General features: G+C 74.7%; 10 protein-coding genes, 1 rRNA gene and 1 pseudogene. 5 read left to right on the top strand and 7 right to left on the bottom strand.

The genetic code is table 11. The annotated features are described in order from the left end of the window. Positions 1-29: 29 nt before the first annotated feature. Together RM555_RS28280 and RM555_RS28275 are read right to left on the bottom strand one after the other, a co-directional pair. Entirely contained in the window at positions 30-1,439 is a 1,410-nt protein-coding gene (locus RM555_RS28280; RefSeq protein WP_311414578.1) for a hypothetical protein, read from the bottom strand. Positions 1,440-2,050: 611 nt separating this feature from the next. Further along, a complete protein-coding gene (locus tag RM555_RS28275; RefSeq protein ID WP_311414577.1) occupies positions 2,051-3,172 on the bottom strand; it encodes a DUF3068 domain-containing protein in 1,122 nt (373 codons plus the stop codon). Positions 3,173-3,282: 110 nt separating this feature from the next. Between RM555_RS28275 and RM555_RS28270 the strand changes: the two genes are divergently transcribed. Then, on the top strand, positions 3,283-4,482 hold the full coding sequence (locus RM555_RS28270; RefSeq protein WP_311414576.1) for an acyltransferase family protein: 1,200 nt from the start codon (positions 3,283-3,285) through the stop codon (positions 4,480-4,482). Here RM555_RS28270 and RM555_RS28265 read toward each other — a convergent pair. After that, positions 4,374-8,699, bottom strand: coding sequence for an alpha-(1->3)-arabinofuranosyltransferase (locus tag RM555_RS28265; RefSeq protein ID WP_311414575.1), 4,326 nt, complete (start codon positions 8,697-8,699; stop codon positions 4,374-4,376). The genes RM555_RS28270 and RM555_RS28265 overlap by 109 nt on opposite strands. Positions 8,700-8,784: 85 nt before the next feature. Here RM555_RS28265 and RM555_RS28260 point away from each other — a divergent pair, with 85 nt between their 5' ends. Next, on the top strand, positions 8,785-9,996 hold the full coding sequence (locus RM555_RS28260) for a glycosyltransferase family 4 protein (protein WP_311414574.1): 1,212 nt from the start codon (positions 8,785-8,787) through the stop codon (positions 9,994-9,996). Here the strand turns inward: RM555_RS28260 and RM555_RS28255 are convergent. Beyond that, positions 9,981-10,175, bottom strand: a complete 195-nt coding sequence (locus RM555_RS28255; RefSeq protein WP_132238409.1) for a hypothetical protein — start codon at positions 10,173-10,175, stop codon at positions 9,981-9,983. The two genes, RM555_RS28260 and RM555_RS28255, sit on opposite strands and share 16 nt — an antisense overlap. A gap of 139 nt (positions 10,176-10,314) precedes the next feature. Further along, positions 10,315-11,880: pseudogene (locus tag RM555_RS28250) on the bottom strand (hypothetical protein); the annotation flags it as partial. Between the two features lie 86 nt (positions 11,881-11,966). On the opposite strand from RM555_RS28250, the gene RM555_RS28245 reads away from it, so the two are divergent. Both RM555_RS28245 and RM555_RS28240 read left to right on the top strand, forming a co-directional pair. Next, positions 11,967-13,226, top strand: a complete 1,260-nt coding sequence (locus RM555_RS28245; RefSeq protein WP_311414573.1) for a polysaccharide biosynthesis protein — start codon at positions 11,967-11,969, stop codon at positions 13,224-13,226. Positions 13,227-13,309: 83 nt separating this feature from the next. Further along, the gene (locus tag RM555_RS28240) at positions 13,310-15,778 is read left to right on the top strand and encodes a fibronectin type III domain-containing protein (protein WP_311414572.1); all 2,469 of its coding nucleotides are present in this window, start codon (positions 13,310-13,312) and stop codon (positions 15,776-15,778) included. A gap of 42 nt (positions 15,779-15,820) precedes the next feature. Here RM555_RS28240 and nudC read toward each other — a convergent pair whose 3' ends face one another. Continuing rightward, positions 15,821-16,741: an NAD(+) diphosphatase gene (nudC, locus tag RM555_RS28235; RefSeq protein ID WP_311414571.1), complete on the bottom strand. Its 921-nt coding sequence runs from the start codon at positions 16,739-16,741 to the stop codon at positions 15,821-15,823. A gap of 178 nt (positions 16,742-16,919) precedes the next feature. On the opposite strand from nudC, the gene RM555_RS28230 reads away from it, so the two are divergent. Then, the gene (locus tag RM555_RS28230; RefSeq protein ID WP_311414570.1) at positions 16,920-18,734 is read left to right on the top strand and encodes a VanW family protein; all 1,815 of its coding nucleotides are present in this window, start codon (positions 16,920-16,922) and stop codon (positions 18,732-18,734) included. A 602-nt stretch (positions 18,735-19,336) separates the two neighbouring features. Here the strand turns inward: RM555_RS28230 and rrf are convergent. After that, positions 19,337-19,446, bottom strand: a 5S ribosomal RNA gene (rrf, locus tag RM555_RS28225); the annotation flags it as partial.

The raw sequence follows: 19,446 nt of genomic DNA, 5'->3' as shown, positions 1-19,446 counted from the left end.
CCCGCACCGTCGGTGGTGGTGGAGTGAGGTCAGGAGAGGGTCAGCTTCAACGCCGGCCGGGCGGTCAGCGTGTCGCTGTTGACGAACGCCAGTTCCATGGCCGGCTCGGTGAAGGTGATCGGAACAGGTGACGTGATCGGCAGGCCGTCGGGGAACGGCAGGTCCGGGGTCAGCGTGATCCTGACGCCGACCAGCCGCCCGACGAACCGGGTGGCGTAGAAGGCGACGTCCCCCTGCACCGTCAGCCGGTCCGTGGCGAACCGCATCGTCCGGCCGCCCGGCGCGGGCGCACGGAGCAGGAAATCGTCGGTGACCGCGCGGTCCATGGTGAACTTCAGCGCCTTCAGGCTGCCGTCGGCGGTGGGCAGGTCGACGACGCCCTCGAACCGCAGCCCGTCCATGGTCACCTTGGAACCGGTGAGCTTCGACGGGACCGCCGCCACCACCGGCTGCCCAGGGTCAGCGGCGATCCGGGGCAGCGGTCTGCCCGCCACCACCTGCCCGGGTCGGCTCGGCTTCGGGCTGGCCGGGGCGCACCCCCGGCCGGGAGCCGCCGGCCGACCTGTGGCCGTGGCCGTGGGACGGACGCTCGGCGCGGCCGTGGGACGGACGCTCGGCGCGGCCGTGGGACGGACGCTCGGCGCGGTCGACGGTGTCGCCCGGCGGGCCACCTCCTCGTCGTGCCGGCCGCGATCGACGAGGTCACCGATGCCGTCGAGGATGTCGCGGGCGGCGTCGCGTCCGCCGCCCGTCGACGGGAACGGGCCGGGGGCGGTCGGGGACGGCGTCGCGCCCGGCGTCCCGGCCGGGGCCGGCAACGCGCCCGGCGTGCCGCTCGGCGCGGGTCGCGTTCCGCCCGGTGTGCCGCTCGGGGCCGGCGTCGCGCCCGGCGTCCCGCTCGGCGCGGGTCGCGTTCCGCCCGGTGTGCCGCTCGGGGCCGGCTGCGTTCCGCCCTGTCCGGGAGCTGTGGTGGGGCAGGCGGGAGTCGGCGGCGCCACGGCGCGCACCGGCGTGGGGCCGGTTGCGGCGAGCGCCATGGCGGCGGCAAGGCCGAGCAGCACCGGCAGCACCACGTACGGGCGGAGGTCGCGCGGCCTGGCGTCGCACTGCATCGACTCGGCCGCCGGCATGGCATTGGCAGGCCTCGTGCCGGCCGGCACGGCGACGGTAGGCACGGCGGGGGCGACGGCGGCGGACACGAGTTCGGCGTCCGCCCGCACCGGCTCGACGGGCCCAGCAGCCTCCGCCGACGTTGGCTCGGCGGGCAACGGCACGGCGGACAAGGTGGGGCTGCCGAGCGACCTCTGAGTGGTACCGAAGATCTCCAGAACGGTCAGCAGGCCGCCCCGGAACGGTCGCACCCGCCGCCAGCGGCGCAAGCCGTGCCACGCCTCGCGGAACCGGCCGGGCCACGCGGGCAGCGGATCGTCGGTCGTCACGTACGCCTCCTGGCGGGCCAGAGGGGACGGAACTGGAACGGGCCCGCGGAGCACGACCGCCGCGGTCCCGGAATTCAGGTCAGAAGAGCGTGGCGCTGCGGATGCCCGAGACCGTCACGGAGGTGCGTCGTACGCCGGACAGCAGCGCGGCGAAGCGCCGCCACCGGTGGCGGCCCTGGTCGTCGAACCGGTCCTGCACGGTTCCTCCCCTCAGGGATGTCGCGCGGGTCGCCGGTCGACCGGCGACGGCCCCGCACGGGTCGTCACAGTTACCGGCGAGTAGGAACTGGGACGATGATGCCGCGCGAAGGAGCAGGCCACAAGGCCCGGGTCGCCGACCGCCGCAGCCAGGGTCACGTGGAGTAGCGAGCCAGCGCGCCCGAACCCCTGACTCCATCAACATTGATCAATGATTATCCCGCAAACCGGGCGCGTCACCCTTGGGACGCAACCGTGCGTGACGAGCAGGGAAGCAGGTTACGGTTCAGTAACGACGAGGCCCCGCCTGCGCGACAGGCCGCCACGGTCGCCCCCGGACGGGGACGACGGTGGCGGCCTGTCAACTGCTGCCGGTGATCGACGCCCACACCTGGACGCCGGCCGACCATCCGCTACCGGTGCCCGGCCTCGCCGTCGCGCACGGACGCCCCGGAGGTCACCTGCTCGGACGATGTCCGCGGCGCGGGCGCCGTGGCGGCGTCGGCGTCGTCGGCGGCGCGGTGCCGCGCGGCGGCGGTGGCCCGACGTCCGGCCAGCACCAGCCAGAGCCCGATGATCAGCGCAAGAGCGCCGACGACCGTCAGCACGAGCGGAATGGTCCGCCCGATCAGCTGCAACTTGTCCCGGTTCTTCCCGGCCGACTCGACGCTGTTCGCGATGGTCTGGTCGGTGTAGACGAAGTCCGCGTCCAGCAGCGCGACGGGCGAGCCCTGGTCCGGTACCAGCGTCTTCTTCTGCTGCTCACGGACCTTGACGAAGTTGCCGCTGACCGGCTCGACCCAGATGGTGCGGGTGTTGCTGTACATGACCTTGCCGCTGGTCGCTCCCGGCGCGAGCGGCCCGAGCAGGGCGCCGACCCGGTCGGCCGCCATGCCCAGGTCGGTCTCCTCGATGACCTGCTGGAACCGGTACGCCTCCGTGCCGTTGATCTTCTCGGTGCCGTCGAACCGGATCGGCAGCGCCTTGCGCAGGTCACGATCGAAGTACTCGTAGTCCTTGCGCTCGGTGTGGAACGGGAACTTGTAGGTCTGCCCGCCGAAGGTGACCTCGCTCGGCCCCTCCGGGCCGTCGGCCTGGAGGAACTGCTTGTCCCAGCCGACCGCCGCGGCGGTGCGCCGGTCCAGGGCCAGCTCCGCGGAGTACTGGCTGATCACCTCGCCGGTCTGGACCCACTTGACCGTGCCGTACGCGCCCCAGACGACCGCCTTGCCCTCCAGGTCGCCGGTCATCGCCGACTCGGTGGTGCCCGCCTGCGGCGCCACCTCGGTGGTGGCCTCCAGCGTGCCGGTCCGCAGCGTCGGCGGAATACCCTTCTTGAGCTGCACGAACTTGGCGTTCTCCGCCACCGCGACGCTCGACTTCAAGCATCCCTCCGGCTTGTTCTCCGCGTTGCACAGCTTGAGGTCGTACGGCAGTTTCGTCACCGTCGGTGCCACGAAGAACGCCGCCCCCGCGGCGAGCACAAGACACAAGACGCCTATCCCGAACAGCACGGCGCCCAGACGAGCCTTCACTGATCCTCCTAACAAAGACAGTCAGCCGGTGTCCGGCGAGCGGTCCTGTCCCTAAACTTGGCCGCAGGTTACTCCCGGGTTACATATTCACGCGACCCTCTGGACGGTTGATGTCTGCCCCAACTCCGGATCACGACCTCCGCCGACTGCCCGCGCTGGACGCCGTACGGGTGATCGGCGCGCTGGCCGTCGTCGGGCACCACGTCGGGTTCGCCACCGGTGCCAACACCGGCGACTCGGGGCTGGGCAGCTGGTTGTCCCGCCTCGACGTGGGCGTCGCCGTCTTCTTCGTGCTCTCCGGCTTCCTGCTCTTCCGCCCGTACGCCCACTCGTCTGCCACCGGGCAGCGGTCCCCCTCCGCCCGGCGCTACCTGTGGCGCCGCGCCACCCGCATCCTGCCCGCCTACTGGCTGACCGTGGTGGTCTGCCTGCTGGTGCTGCCGCAGAATCAGCCGGCCTCCGCCGGCGACTGGTGGCGGCACCTGACGCTGACCCAGATCTACGAGCCCCGGCAGTTGCGCCACGGCCTGAGCCAGACCTGGAGCCTCGCCACCGAGGCGACCTTCTACCTGCTGCTGCCGCTGCTCGCCGTGCTGCTGATGCGGCGGCGCTGGCGGCCCGGCCGGTCCACCGTCCTCATCGTGGCGGCGGGGCTGGCGATCACCGCCGGCTGGGTGGCCCTGATGGGATCAGGCCTGCTCGACCTGGGCCTGCACACCATGTGGCTGCCCTCGTACGCCGGCTGGTTCGGTGCCGGCATGGCGCTGGCGACCGTCCACGTGTCGCTGCGCACCGGCACCGGTCACCGCTGGCGGTGGCTGGACGACCTGGGCGCCGCGCCGCTGGCCTGCTGGTCGGTCGCGCTGGCCGCCCTGGCCGTGGCCACCACGCCGATCGTGGGTCCCCGCGACCTGGCCGAGCCCACCGCCGCCGAGTTCGGGCTGAAGATGGCGCTGTACGCCCTGGTGGCGGTCATGGTGGTGCTGCCGGTGGCGTTCGGGCCGGCCACCCGCACCAAGGCCGTCCTCGGCGGCGCCGTCGGCCGGTGGCTCGGCCGGGTGTCCTACGGGCTGTTCCTCTGGCACCCGTTCGTGCTGGAGGGGGTCTACATCGTGGGCGACCGCCCGAACTTCAGCGGCGACACGGGCGAGATCTTCGTGCTCACCGTCGCCGGTGGGCTGGTCCTCGCCGCCATCAGCTACTACGCCGTCGAGCGCCCCTTCCAACGCTGGAACGCCCCCCGGCCGCGGCGGCGCGGGAGCACGAGGGAGAACCAGAGCACCGTCACGGCGGCGACCGCCGCCAACTGAGGCGCCGCGTCGGTGTGCCCACCCCGGGTCACCGCGTACCAGCCGGCCAGCGCGAAGCAGGCCACCGGCAGCCAGCGCCCGGCCGCCCGGTACAGCCGGCGCAGCCCGCGCCGGTCCGGTGGGTGCAGGTGCGGCGTCAGCGCGTGGCCGGCCACCACGCCGGCCGCCGCCAGCAGCGCCACCGCGACCGCGGCCAGGCCGCCGACCAGCAGCAGCGCAGTCCCGCCGAACAGCAGGGCGAGCAGGCGGTGCCGGCGTCGACGCGGCGGCCCCGCCGCCGGCACGGGCACGCCCCGGCTCGGGAGCAGGGCGGCCAGCGCGACCCCGCCCAGCGCGACCGCGCCGGCGCCCAGCGCCAGGGCGTACCCGTCGTCCGGGGCGAACCGCAGCAGCACCTCGCCGGAGAACCCGGCCGGCACCAGCCAGCCCTGCTGCCAGCCGTCCACCACGAACGGGGTGAGTCGCTCGCCGCCCGCGGTGGCCTCCCACCCGGCGTTCGCGTTCTCCCGCAGGGCCAGCACCCGCTGGCCCGGGTACCCGTCCAGGTGCAGCGACCGCCGGGTGGCCGACCAGCCGTCCACCCGGACCGGGGTCTGCACGGCATCCGCCACCCGCGCCGAGCCGGCGACGCCCGCCGAGCCGGCCGCGCTGCCGTCGGTGGGCCCCGGGACCACGGCGTGCGGCGTCAGGACGAGCCGGGTGGGCGTAGCCAGGCGGCTCGCCGCCGCCACCACCCGCATCTCTCCGCCGGCCAGCGGCAGCGGATCCTTCGCTCCGGCGCCGCACAGGAGCGCGTCCACCTCGCGCAGCTCCGCCAGCTCCCGCCGGCTGGCCACCAGCGCCGTCCGGCGCCGTACCGCACCGACCTCGACGGTGGGCCCGCTGCCGCAGGGGAACGTGACGCGCGCCTCCGGGTCGTTGCGGGGCACCGGTCCGTCCGGCAGCACGGTCAGCTCGCCCACGCCGACCGGCAGGCTCTGTGACAGCCGCCGGTACGGGTCGAAGGTGTTGGCCGGCACCACGTCGGAGATCAGCACGGTGATCTCGTCCGTCTTCAGCGGCCGGTCGAAGACCAGGCTGCCGCCCTCGTCGAAGACGCCGCCGCGCATGCCGCCGTCTCCGATCACGGTCGCCTGCCACGGGCGGGCCGCCGCCGCGGTGGGCGGCAGGGTCACCTTCAGCCCGGCGATCTGGCGGGCCTTCGGCCAGGTCAGGCGCAGCCACGGCTGCCGGTCGGAGGCGGCGGCGTACCAGGTCGTCGCGGGGTCGCCGTCGACCACCGCGCCCGGCCGGGCCGCGGGGTGGGAGACGCCGACGCTGGAGGCGGCGACCACCGGGGTGACCCCGCGCGCGACAGCCGCCGCCCCGCCGCCGTCGAGCAGCGCGTTCAGCGCGCCGCCCGCACGCGGGCGCACCCGCAGCGCGACGTCGTAGCCGGCGGCGACCGGCAGGCTCAGCGTCCGGTCGATCCGGTCGCCGTCCTCGGACTCCCGGACGAGCCCGCCGTCGCAGATCGGCCGGCCCTCGTCGAAGACGCAGGGCGCGGCGCCAGCGGCGGCGGTGAGCACCACGGTCGCCGGGGCGGCGGTCGCCGGGGCGGCGGTCGCCGGGGGCGCCGGCACGGCCAGGGTGCGCTCGGCCCGCACGCCCGGGATGGTGATCTCGGCGATGCCGACGCCGCCGAAGCCGGCCCGGATGTCGAAGACCTCGTTGATGGAGATCCGCACCCGCCGGGTCGGGTAGCCGGCGGGCACGGTGACCTGCACGCTCTGGCCCGGGTTCTCCACCACCGCCTGCTGATTGCCGGCGCTGACGGTGATCTTCGTGGGCAGGGAGTCGGCGCCGGTGTCGAAGACGATGCCCACCTCGCGGACCACCTGCGGCTCGGTCAGCTCCACCTCCAGCCACTGCCCGGTGGTGACCGTCCCGGGCGCCGAGCGCCAGGCGGTGGCGAGGCTGCCGTCGAGCGCCGCGTACGGCTGGTGCGCCGGCCGGCCGCCGACCAGCGGCTGTGCGTCGGACCAGGAACTCGACGCGGTGACCGACCCGATGCCCAGGTAGCGCACGGTGGTCGCCTGGCCCTCGCCCCACGGCGGCAGGTAGTCCCGGGCGGGCGCGCCGAGCCTCGCCTCGTCGGCGGACGTCATGGTCGCTGAGGCGTTGTCGTGCGGCTGCCCGAACGCGACCTCGCGCCGGCGCATCCCGTCGGTGAGCACCACCGGGCCGTCAGCCAGCCCCGCCGGCCGATCCCCGGCGAGCACCGTCGGGGCGTCGGAGAGCCGGCCGGCCGCCGCGATCTGGAGCAGCGACTCAGGCCCGCCCACCACGGTGGTCAGGCCCTTCGCGTCGTACGCGACGACGGGGCTGACCGGCTGGGCGACCTCGTACACCTCCAGGGCCCGGACCTTCACGTCCAGCCCGTGGTCGACGAAGTTGCCGGGCAGCTGGCCGCCGCCGACCTCCGGTCCGAAGGCCCGCACCGGGCGGATGCCGGGCGAGCGTTGCAGTGCCTGCCGGACCACCACCGGTTGGGTGGCGCCCGAGCGTCCGTAGTCGAGGTCGGAGCGGAGCAGCAGGTACCGCACGCCGGAGCGGGCGAGCAGGTCGGCCAGCCCGGCGGAACCCTCGCCGTTGGCCAGCGCCGACTCGACGGCGTCGAGCAGCCGGATCGTGCCCGGCGGGGTGAGCGGCACCGAACTGCGTACCGCCCACGGGCTCTCCAACAGAGGTTGGGTGACCTCGTCGCTCGGGCTGCCCCACAGGTAGCGGGGGAAGCGGGCGGCGGGCACCACCAGCACCCGGTCGTCGCCGAGGTTGCTGTCCAGCCAGGAGGTCGCCTGGTGCCAGTAGCCGGGCACCTCCCGGAAGCTGCCCTGCGCGGGCAGTCCGGCGGCCAGCGCCGGGGCGGCCACCCCGGCGACCGCGACGAGGGCGGTGCCGGTGACCAGCGTGGCGCGCAGCCGCACCGGCTGGAGCAGGCGTGGCAGGCCCGGGTTCACGTCGGGCCGGTCGCCCGCGCGGGCCGCCCGTGCCACCAGCCCCAGCAGGTGGGCGAGCCCGAGGATGAGCGGCAGCCGCAGCACCACGTCGAACTTGTGCACGTTGCGCAGCGGCGCGCCGGCCGCGTCGAGGAAGTCCCGCTGCGTCTGGGCGCCGAACCCGTCGACCCCGCCGACGTGGCCGAGCCCGACCAGGGCCAGCCCGACCAGCAGGCCGGTGACCAGGAAGCGCCGGTGCGGCATCCCGCGCCGGGCCAGGCCGGCGAGGCCGAGGCCGGCCACCACCAGGGTGGCGACCACCAGCGGCTGCTCGGTGGCCAGCCGCCAGCCGGCCGACCAGGGCGGTCCGTACGCGCCGTTGAGGTACGCGTGCCAGTGCGAGGCGCCGCGCAGCACGGTGGTCATGTCGGTGGGGGCCGTGGTGACCGGTGCCGTCTCGATGTAGTCCAGGAACGGCGGACTGTACCGGCCCAGCAGCAGCAGGGGCACCAGCCACCAGGCGGTGGCGGCACCCACCGCCAGCCCCCAGGCGACGAGCGCCCGGATCCGCAGCCGGAACGGGTGCAGGCCGACCAGCCACAGACCGGCGAGCGGCACGACGGCCAGCACCGCCGTCGCGTTGACGCCGCCGGCGCACGCCACGACCAGTGCGGACAGGGTCACCGCCCGGCGTACGGAGCCGCCTCGGGCCAGCCCCACCAGGGGCACCAGCACCCAGGGTGCGAGGGCGCTCGGCCAGGCCTCCACCGAGATCGGGCCCAGCTCGGTGACCAGCCGGGGGGAGAGCGCGAAGGCCACCCCGGCGAGCAGGCGGGCGGCCGGCGTGCCGATGTGCAGCCGCTCGGCCAGCCGGACCACGCCGGTGCAGGCCACCGTCATGACCAGCGCCCACCAGAGCCGTTGCACCACCCAGGCCGGGATGTCGAGCACCTCGCCGAGCAGGAAGAACGGGCCCATCGGCCAGAGGTAGCCGTACGCCTGATTCTGAAGCTGGCCGAAGGTTCCGTCCGGGTCCCAGACGTGCAGGGCGCGGCTCAGCCATCCGGCTGGATCGACCGCCAGGTCCACCTTGGTGTCGATGGCGATCATGCCCGGATCCTGGAGGAACGCCAGGGCCGACAAACCGAGACAGACCGCGACCAAGCGTAGACGCCACACCCTTCTCGATGTGGCGTCCGGTCGGTCGGTCAGCTCCGGGCGGGCCGGCGCCTGCTGCATTTCGCCTCCGATCGGGCATTGCGGGGGCCGTGACGAAGCCCATAGTGTGACGCGACGCGAAGACTACTCGGCAGTAGGAGTAAGTGTGGAAGCACCGCCTGCCGCCACCCGGCACGTACTTTTCCTCAACTGGCGCGACACCCGGAACCCGGAGGGCGGCGGTTCTGAGGTGTACGTCGAGCGGATCGCCGGTGAACTCGTACGCCGGGGCCACCGGGCCACCCTGCTCTGCGCCACCCACTCCGCCGGCCCCGCCGAGGAGATCACCGCCGCCGGCGTACGCGTGCTGCGGCGCGGCGGGCGGCACACCGTCTACCTGCGCGCCGCGCTCGTCTACCTGGCCGGCGCCCTGGGCCTCGGGCCGCTGACCCGGCGCCGGGGCGGTCGCCCCGATCTGATCGTGGACGTCGGCAACGGCCTGCCCTTCCTGTCCGCCCTGTACGCCCGCCGGCCGGTCATCGCACTGGTGCACCACGTGCACCGTGAGCAGTGGCCGGTGGTGCTGGGCCGCTGGCTGGCCGGCTTCGGCTGGTGGGTCGAGTCCTGGCTCGCCCCCCGCGTCTACCGCCACTGCCAGTACGTGACCGTCTCGGCGGCCACCCGGCGGGAACTGGCCACCCTCGGCATCGACCCGTCCCGGATCGCCATCGTGCACAACGGCACCCCCGACATGACGGTGGGGCCGGTGCCGCGCACCCCGCAGCCGTCCCTGGTGGTGCTCGGCCGGCTGGTGCCGCACAAGCAGGTCGAGCTGGCCCTGCACGCGGTTGCCGGGCTCACCGGCGAGCTGCCCGGGCTCACCCTCGTGGTCGCCGGCCAGGGCTGGTGGGAGCCGCAGCTGCGCCAGCTCGCCGAGGAGCTGGGCGTCACCGACCGGGTCCGGTTCACCGGCTTCATCAGTGACGCCGAGAAGCGGGAGCTGCTGGCCACCGCCTGGGTCGCGCTCACCCCCTCGCTCAAGGAGGGCTGGGGGCTGACCATCGTGGAGGCCGGGGCGGTCGGTACGCCGACGGTGGCGTTCCGCGGTGCCGGCGGAGTCGAGGAGGCGCTCGTCGACGGCGAGACCGGCCTGCTCGCCGACGGTGTCGACGACTTCGTCGCCAAGGTGCGGCTGCTGCTGACCGACGACGCTCGGCGCACCGCGATGGGCACGGCGGCGCGGGCGCACGCTGCCCGCTTCACCTGGCCGATCTCGGGCGAAAAATTCGCGGCCCTCGTGACGAGGGCCGCGAACGTTCGGAGCGTGGTGCCGGCGGAGCAGATGGAACCGGTGGAGCCGTCCTACCTCGTGCCGTAGACCAGCGGCTTGTTGGCGCCGCCGCCACCGCCGTCCGAGCTGGTCCGCGCGGCCTGCTCGGCCTTGGCGGCCTCGGACGACGAGGTGCCGGTGAGGGTGGTGGCCAGCGCCACCGACCCGAAGACGCCGAGAGCGACCGCGATCACTCCGGCGAGAACCAACGAGAGAGCACTGCGCATGGTGCTGACTTCCTCCTCGTGAGCTGCGTGCGCGGGACGTTACCACCAAGTAGCGTCGGTGGGGAGGGCCGCGAGGACGATCGATTCCGGCCTGGCAGGGGGAATCCTCGGCAGCTCACCGCGTGCCGGGGCCGCGTGCGGCCGGGTTCTCGTACAGGGTCAGGTCCTCGCCCGCGTACACCTCGCGGAGCCCGACCAGCGTCGCCGGGTCCGTCCGCTGCCCGCCGGCCACCCGTTGCACCACCACCCAGCGCACCCCGGTGGCCCGCACCGGGGCACCGGAGTCGAGCACCCGCCGCACGTGCGCGACGCGCCGGTTCTCCCCGCTCACCTCGCTCGTGCCCACCCAGAGCGTGTCGTCGACGAGGACCTCGGCGTCGACGTAGCGGGGCAGCGGGTCGAGCGCCGTCCGGCCGCCGTTCCAGGGATACGCCCGGTAGGAGCCCAGCGGCAACGAGAGCACCTCGCCCGGCTGGCCGTCGAGGCGGGCGGCGACGGCGTCCCAGTCCGCCGGATAGGCCACCGGCCGCAGCCGGCCGGCCGCGCCGAACGCCAGGTCCGGCAGGACCACCACCGGCAGCGCCAGCGCCCCGGCCAGCACCGCGCCCGCGCCGGCCCGCCCGACCCGGCCAGCCGCCCCGGCCAGCCGTTCCGCGCCGAGCGCGAACCCCACGGCCACCAGCAGGGCGTACGGGACGAGGAACTTCTGCCCGTCGCGCAGCACCCCGGCTCCCGGCACCGTGGCCACCAGCCACTCCAGCGACGCGCCCAGGCCGGGCAGCACGCCCAGGGCGGCGAGCAGGAACCCGCCGGCCGCCAGCACGGCCAGCCGGTCGCAGAACCCGTCCGGCCACCGGTGGCGCAGCGCCCGGTAGCCGAGGACCGCCAGGGCCAGCACGACGGCGGTGGCCAGCGGCGCCAGCGGGGACGACCGGCTCACCGGCGTGGTCTGCGCGTTCCAGATCCCACCCGTGCCGGCCAGGGCTCCGAGCGCTCCGCTCCAGTTCTCCGCCCGCGCCGCGAACGCCGCCACCCCGTCGGGGTCGCTCCGGGCGTCCGCCCTGGTCAGGGCGGCAGCCACCAGCCAGGGGGCGTTCAGCAGCAGCACCACCGCGATCGCGATCGCGCCGACCCGGCCCCCGCCGCGCCGCGGCACCAGCACGACGGTGGCCGCCAGGGCGATGAGGCCGCCGGTCGGGGTCACCGCGGCGAGGGCGGCCGCCAGCACCAGCAGCGGCAGCGCCCGCCGTCCACCGGCCCGCAGCCGGATCACCGCCAGCACCAGCCAGGGCAGCGACGCGTACGCCAGGAGCAGGCCCCAGTGCCCGATCAGCAGCCGCTCCGCCAGGTAGGGCGTCCACGCGTATCCGACGGCGGCCACCAGCCGGGTGACCGGGTGCCGGGCCGGCACGAGCAACCCGGCGCCGACGGTGGCGAGCAGCAGCACCGCGACCAGCGCCAGCCGCTGCACCAGCCACCCGGGCACCGCCTGGCTCGCCAGCGACACCAGGGCGTCCAGCGGCACCGCCCGTGGCAGCGAGTCGGACGGGGCGACGAGTTCGGCGCGCCACGGCTGGTGCGGCACGAAGACCATGTCGTAGCTGAGCACGTAACCGGGTGCCGCCAGCGGAGCCAGCACCAGCAGGGTGACGGCCAGCCCGAGCCCGACGAGCATCGACCTCTCCCGCAGGGTTGACCTCCTCATTACGCTGACCGGGCGTGGCACCGGCGTGGCGCCACTGTACGCGCGCCCGTTGCACAGCCGGGAGTGCCGGCGACACGGGACGGTTGATGGGTACGGATTCGGAAAAGCCCGGCCGGGCGACCGGGCTCGGCACCGCTGGCGTCGCGGTGACGCTCGCCGGCGTGTTCGTCAACGGGCTGGCCTACGTGGTGCCCGTCCTCGGCGCGCGGCACCTCGGTCCGGCGGAGCTGAGCGCGCTGGCCACGCTCCTGGCGCTGGGTGCGATCGGTGGCGTGGCCAGCACCGGGCTCCAGATCGCGGTCGCCGTGCACCGGGCCCGGCACGGTCGCGCCGCCACCGCCCGACCGACCCTGCTCACGGTGCTCGTCACCGCCGCGCTGCTCGCCCTGACGCTGCCGGTGGCCGCCGTCCAGCTGCGGCTGACCGCCCCGGCGGTGCTGCTGCTCGGCGTGCTGACCGTGGCGGTCGTGGCAGCCGGCCGCTGGCTCGGCGAGTTGCAGGGCGACCAGCGGTTCCTGCGGCTCGCCGGCGGCATGGCGCTGCTCGGCGCCGGCCGCTACGGGGGCATGGTCGCCGGGCTCTCGCTCGGCGGCGGGCTCACCGGGTCGCTGCTGGCCGGCGCGCTCACCTCGGTCCTGGTGCTGGCCCTGCTGGTACGCCTCAACCGGGACGCCGGCATCGACCCGGCCGTGCCTTCCCTCGCCACCCGGACCGTGCTCACCGCCAGCGGCGCCACCCTGGCGATGCTGGTGGTCTCCTACGCCGACATCCTGCTCGCCCGCCGCTTCCTGCCGCCGGACGTCTCCGGCACCTACGCCGTCGGCACCGTGCTGACCAAGGGGGCGCTGTGGGCGCCGCAGGTGGTGACCGTGATCGTGCTGCCCCGCCTGGCCAAGGGGGACCGGCGGGCCCTGTTCGCGGCGCTGGCCCTGGTCGCCGGTGCCGGGGCGGTGCTGGTGCTCGGTTCGGCGCTCGCGGGCGGGCTGGCCTTCCGCCTGGCCGGCGGCCCCGACTACGCCGCGGCCGGCCGTTACGCCCCGGTCTTCGCCGCCACCGGCGCCCTGTACGCGGTCGTGTTCATCCTGGTCAACGCCCGGGTCGCGGCGTCGGTCCGGTGGCCCGCCGCTCCGCTGTGGGCGTCCACGGTGATCTTCGTGGTCGCCGTCGCAACCGTCGTGCCACGGACCGTCGCCGGGATCGCCGGGGCGGCCCTGGCGACGGCGGCGGTCACGGCCGTCGTCACCGGATTCCTGACATTGGCCCAGGAACGGGGCAGCAGGCCGAAACGCACCCGTACGGCCACTACCACCCAAGCGGAAGGACATGTCACAGTGCGGGACGGATAACCAGGAGACGGGGGTTTCTGGTGAGCGTCAGCACGGCCACGACCGGGTCCGGTCCAGGGAAGGCCCGCACCCATGCCCGCTGGTTGCTCGTTCTGTACGCCACCGCGCTGGTGCTCTCCCTGACGGCCGGCGTACCGGGCCGGGCGCGGGCCGAGGGCGGCATGTCGGCCGACCGGCTCACCGCCCTCTTCGAGCGTTACGGCGACACCTCCGGCCGGTGGAACGGCGCCGACCGGACGGCCTCGGTCCGGCTCCCCGACGGCCGGCTCCTCTGGCTCTTCTCCGACACGTTCCTCGGCCCCGTGGGCCCGGACGGTTCCCGCCCCCGTACCGCGTCGTTCATCAACAACTCCGCCGTGGTGCAGCAGGGCGACGAACTGCGCGAGACGGTGCACGGCGGCACCGCCGAGGACCCCGCCTCGCTCGTGCCGCCGCCGGCCGCCGACCAGTTCTACTGGATCGGCGACGCCCAGGTCGTCGGCGAGACCCTCCAGATGCTGGTCAACCGCTACCGCCGGACGGGCGACGGCCCGCTGGACCACGTCCTGCTGGGCACCTCGCTGGCGACCTTCGCGCTGCCCGGCATGACACCCGTCGCGGTCCGGCCGCTGCCGCTGGGAGAGCGCATCTCGTGGGGCTCCAGCCTGCTCCGCGATGGCGGACACACCCTGATCTACGGCACCGAGGCGAGCGGCGAGACGAAGTTCGCGCATCTCGCCCGGGTCGCCGGGACCGACCTGAACGGCCCGTGGGAGTTCTGGACGGGCACCGGCTGGGCGCCCACGGCGGACCGGTCCGCCCGCATCCTCAGCGGGGTCGGCACGTCGTACGGGGTGCAGCGGGTCGGCGACCGGTACGTGCTCGTGACCCACGAGAACAACCTGGTGTTCAGCGCCGACGTGGTGGCGTACACGGCGGGTGGGCCGACGGGTCCGTTCGAAGGGCCGGACTACCTGCACCGCGCGCCCGAGACCGACGCCGGGCATCTCGTCTACGACGCCGACCTGCACCCCGACCTGGCCCGTCCGGGCAAACTGCTGATCTCCTACAACGTCAACAACGTCGACGACGCCGTGACGTACGCCGACGCCGGCCTCTACCGGCCGCGCTTCGTCGAGGTCGACTGGCCCCGCCCCCGGCCGGACCGGGCCGACGTGCCGCCGGCGCCGGCGGCACTCACGGCCGAAGCGCGGGGCGCGGGCAACGCCGAGCTGCGGTGGCGGCCCGTCCCGGTCGATGACGAGCTGCGCTACCTGGTGCACCGCCGGAACGTGACCGCCGGGCAGACCCACTTCGTGCGGATCGGCGAGCCGTCCGCCGAGCCCCGCTCCTCGGCCGACTTCCTGGTCAACGGCCACGAGTACGAGTTCCGGGTGACCGCCGTCGGTCGGCGGGGCGAGGGCCCTCCCTCGCCGGTGGCGCGGATGACCGCCACCGTGCCGCCGCCACCGCCGCCGAGCGGGGTGCGGGCCGAGGCCGGCCGCACCGGGGACGTCGCGGTGCACTGGGAGCCGATCCCGTTCGTCCAGGTGTTCCGGCTCTACCGGCGCGACGTCACGGCGGGGCAGCGGGAACCGGCCCTCGTCGGCACGTTCACCGGCACCAGCGCCACCGTCGGCTCGCTGTGGCACGCCCGGACGTACGAGTTCACCCTCGTGGCGGTCGGCGGCGGCGGGGACAGCCCGCCCTCGACGCCCGTCCGGGCCACCGCGTCGGTCAGCCCGCCGGCCGCGCCGGCCCGGCTGACCGCACAGGCCCAGCCGGACGGCGACATCCGGCTGGACTGGGCCAACCTCGGTCCCGGCGTCTCCTACCGGGTCTACCGGCGCGACCTGACGGCGGGCCAGAGCCGACCCGGCCCACCCGCACTCGAGAGCCGGCCGAGCCACCTCGCCCGCCACCTTGAGCACGGCCACGAGTACGAGTTCACCGTCAGCGCGGTGGACCGCGACCGCGAGGGACCGCTCTCCCCGCCGGTGCGGGCCAGGGCGACCTTCAGCGCGCCGAAGGTGGTGCCGACCGACCTGCGGGTGACGGAGGTCGGCACGGGCGAGGTGGAGCTGACCTGGCGGTCGGCCAGTCCCGGCGGGTGGCACCGCGTCTACCGGCGGGACCTCACCGCCGGGGAGCGGGAGTTCACCGAGGAGGAGGTGCCCGTGCAGGGCACCAGGGCCACCATCCGCCAACTGCGCAACGGACACGAGTACGAGTTCGTGGTCGCCGCGGCCAACCAGGCCGGTGCCGGGCGGCAGAGCAGGCCGGTCCGGGCCGTCCCTCGGCTGCCCACGCCGGCCGGGCTGGCGGCGACGTCGGCCGGCAACGGCGAGGCCCGACTGAGCTGGCGTCCGGCGGGGCCGGGCCTCGCCTACCGCGTCCAGGTCCGCGACGTCACGGCCGGCGGGGAATGGCGGACGGACCCGGTGCCGGTGGGCGGGACGGACTTCACCGCCGTGCTGCTGGTCCGCGGGCACCGCTACGAGTTCCGGGTCGCCGCCACCGACGGCATCGACACCGGCACGCCGTCCGCGCCGATCGCCGTGCTCGTCCGCTGAAACACCGGCGGTGACCACGGCGCGCTGGAGGAGCTGGCCCGGTCAGGCCCCGGCCGCCAGCCAGGAGTGCAGCAGGTGGTGGTCGATGGAGTCGGCGCGGCCCAGCGGCCGTCCGGCGGCCGCCCGCCGGCGCAGCTCGTCCCGGGTGAACCAGCGCGCCTCCAGCAGCTCCTCGCCGTCCACCCGCACCTCCTCGGACGCGGCGGTGGCCCGGAAGCCGACCATCAGGCCGGCCGGGAACGGCCACGCCTGCGATCCCACGTACGCCAGGTCGGTCACCGTCACCCCGGCCTCCTCCGCCATCTCCCGCCGGACGGCGTCCTCCAGGCTCTCGCCCACCTCGACGAAGCCGGCGAGCGTCGAGTACGCGCCCTCGGGCGCGCCCGCGTGCCGGGCCAGCAGGCAACGGTCGGGGGCGCCGGGCGCCTCGATCAGCACGATGACGGCCGGCTCGATCCGGGGGAAGAGGAGCCGGCCGCAGTCCGCCCGCGCGCACGACCGGACGTGTCCGCCGCCCCGGGCGACGGTCGACGCCCCGCACGTGCCGCAGAAGCGCTGCTGCCGGTGCCAGTGCAGCAGCCCCCGCGCGTACGCCTGGACGGCCGCCCCGGCCGGGTCGAGCCGGCCGACCAGCGCCCGGACGTCCACGGCGGCGCCCGCCTCCGCCACCTCGACGGCGGCGGCCTCGGGCAGCCCGGAGAGGTCGACGGCGAAGACGGCCGCGCCCTCGTCCATGCCCAGGAAGACGGTCTCGTCGGCGACGGTGAGCGCCTTGGCCGCCCGTTCCCCGGTCAGCCGCACCGGCACGTCCCCCGCGACCAGGCAGCGGTCCCGCCAGAGCGGCAGCAGGGTGCTCGCCGGGTCCGCCAGCAGGGCGGCGAGCCGCTCCGGGTCGGTACGCAGTTCCCCCGCCCGGTCCAGCCAACCGCCCCCGTACGCCAGGACCGCCTCGTCCGCTCCCATGTTCCCTACCGTGCCATGCCGGCCGCCCGGCCCGACGACCGGCCGGTGCCTCCGACACGCCGGGCGACACGCCGCGACGCGAAGGGTGGGGCGCTGGCTCCCGGCCCGCCGGGGCGCCGGTTACCGTAGGTGCTTCCGGGCGGAGGCGCGCTCCCCCGTTGTGGTACGTCCGATCGAGGTGACCGTGACGCTGTACGGCGAGAAGACTCCACCCGCCGACGACCGGCCCACCGTGCAGGTCAAGGCTGTGACCTGGCCCGGTGACGAGCCGGAGCCGGTCGCGCCGGCAGGCAGGCCGGGCGGGTCACGGTCCCGCCGGATCCGCCTGCTGCTGGCCGCCGGGGCCGCCACGGCGGTGCTGGCCTCCGTGGCGGGGGCGGGCGCCTACGCGTACGCCGGTGACGTGCCGCGCGGGACGACGGTGCTCGGCGCGGAGCTGGGCGGCCGGAGCCGCGCGGACGCCGCCCGGGAGCTGCGGACGGAGCTCGAACGCCGCGCCGCCGCGCTCAACGCCCCGCTGTCGGTACGCGTCGGCGAGCGGACCGCCACGATCGACCCGGCCACCGTCGGCCTAGCGGTCGACGTCGACGCCACCGTGGCGGCGGCGGCCGAGGCCGACGCGCACGCCGTCGACCGGCTCGTGGGGTCCCGGGCGGTGCAGCCGGTGGTGACCGTGGACGCCGCCCGGCTCGACGCCGCCCTCGAGAAGGTCGTGGGCGACCAGGGCCGGAAGATGACCATGCCGGCGATCACCTGGAAGGGCACCACGCCGAAGGCGGTGCACCCGAAGCCGAGCCTCGCCCTCGATCCGGAACGCTCCGCGCAGGTGGTGCGGGAGGGCTGGCTCGCCGGCCAGCCGGTGACCGTGCCACTGGTCGAGACCCACCCGGCGACCACCGCCGAGGAGGTGGACCGGCTGGTCGCCGAACTGGCGAAGCCGGCCGTCGCCGCCCCGGTCACGCTGACCACCGGCAAGGGCTCGGTGCAGATCCCGCCGAAGGCGATCGCGAGGAGCCTCCGGTTCACGGCCGACAAGGCCGGCAAGCTGACCCCGCAGGTCGACGTGAAGCGGCTGCGGGCCGCGCTCGGCGACGACCTGGCCACGATCGAGGTGCCGCCGAGGGACGCCCGGATGACCATCTCCGGCGGCAAGCCGAAGGTCGTCGACGGCAAGCCCGGGCAGCAGCTCGACAGCGCGGCCCTGGGCCGCGACCTGCTCGCCGTCCTGCCGGAGGCGGACGACCGGAAGGTCACCGGCGAGCTGAAGCCGGCGGAGCCGGAGCTGACCGCGGCGAAGCTGGCCGGGTTGGGCATCAAGGAGCGGGTCTCCACCTTCACCACGCGGTTCACCGGCGGGCTCTCCTCGCCGCGCAGCCAGAACATCGTCACGATCGCGAAGGACGTGGACGGCACGGTGGTGCTGCCCGGCGAGACGTTCTCGCTCAACGGGCACACCGGCGAGCGCGGCTACGCCCAGGGCTACCGGGACGCCCCGGTCATCCTCGACGGCAAGCTGGTCCCGGGGGTGGGCGGCGGCACCTCGCAGTTCACCACGACGCTGTTCAACGCGACGTACTACGCCGGGCTGGAGGACGTCGAGCACAAGCCGCACTCGTACTGGTTCAGCCGCTACCCGGCGGTCATCGAGTCGACCATCTTCTGGCCGGACCTGGACTTCAGGTTCCGCAACAACACCGAGCACGGCGTGCTCATCGACACCTCCTACACGTCGAGTTCGATCACCGTGTCGATCTGGAGCACCAAGATCTGGGACAGCGTGAAGACCGAGTACACCCCGCGCCGCAACATCACCCAGCCGAAGACGGTCTACCTGGAGCCCGGTCCCACCTGCATCCCGGCCGGCGGCAGCCAGGGCTTCACCCAGGACGCCTACCGGGTGTTCAAGAAGGACGGCAAGGTCGTGAAGCGGGAGAAGTTCTCCTGGCGCTACTCCGCCGAGCCGCGCTTCATCTGCGGTCGCGAGCCGTCCTGACGGCCGCCTGACTCCCGCTCGGAGAAGCCCCGCCGGCCACGTCGCCGGCGGGGCTTCTCTGTGGTACGCGCACCGCGTCACGGCCCTCGTAGGTGCCGAACATCGTCCCTACGCCTGCGCCCGCGCCCCGCCCGCGCCAGCGGTGCCGACGCGAGGCCGTGCCGGGCCGAGTCAGCCGCCGCCGCTGGCGCTGGCTCTGGTGCTGGCGCTGGCTCTGGTGCTGGCTCTGGTGCCGACGCTAGCCGTTCCCACTGCTCCCACCCCAGCGACGACCGCGGCCATCGCGCGCCGATCGGCCAGCGACCGCCAAAGGCCGTGAGCAGGTCACCGGTCAGCCCTCAGGCCGCGCGGTCAGGGCGAAATGGGTCGGGGCGAACCTGGACGGCCGCCACCGGGTGCCGGGGCTCTCACCGTGGGTCGTGTCTCGCTGAGAGCGTGCCGCCGTGAGTCGGGTGCACCCCTCGGGGAGCTGCTCTGATAAATGGGGCGTTGGCGGGCTTCCCGGCGGCGGAGCGCGACTGCTCCGCTGCTCGTGAGCCGCGAAAAGGTCCGGAAAGCAGTTCAGGGCCACCCCATACGGGGTGGCCCTGAACTGAACGATTGTCCGGCGGTGTCCTACTCTCCCACACCCTCCCGAGTGCAGTACCATCGGCGCTGGAGGGCTTAGCTTCCGGGTTCGGAATGTAACCGGGCGTTTCCCCTCCGCCATGAC

This window comes from Micromonospora reichwaldensis, assembly GCF_031845925.1.
GTDB lineage: Bacteria > Actinomycetota > Actinomycetes > Mycobacteriales > Micromonosporaceae > Micromonospora > Micromonospora reichwaldensis.
This window is presented reverse-complemented; position numbering and strand designations above follow the sequence as displayed.